The organism is Streptomyces sp. P17, from assembly GCF_032436805.1.
In the GTDB taxonomy this organism is placed as follows: Bacteria; Actinomycetota; Actinomycetes; order Streptomycetales; family Streptomycetaceae; genus Streptomyces.
In genome coordinates, this window is sequence record NZ_JAVRBF010001538.1 from 1 (window position 1) to 233 (window position 233).

Annotated in this window: 1 protein-coding gene; it reads left to right on the plus strand. The window is 59.7% G+C overall.

Features of this window, described 5'->3' with window-relative positions; genetic code table 11:
* Positions 1 to 42: 42 nt before the first annotated feature.
* Positions 43 to 233, plus strand: a 191-nt coding sequence (locus RMT89_RS45610; RefSeq protein ID WP_315889632.1) for a hypothetical protein, incomplete at its 3' end; no start/stop codon positions are given.

The window sequence follows — 233 nt, forward strand, 5'->3', positions numbered from 1 at the left end:
CAGCTGGCTAGTCGTGTGATTTGGCAAGAGGGACTGCCAGGTGTGCGTAATCGGCTGGATGCTTTAGGCCCGGCATTGCGAACGCAAAAGGTTCATCAGGGCACGGTAATCTTAACCATGCCACATACGCTGCATTTCGCGCGCCGCCTGCAGGCGGTGCTAGAGGAGTGTGGTATTACGGCGCAGGTCGCGGACAGTGACCGTGCCGCCCGGTCCGCCAAACTGGTGTTTGC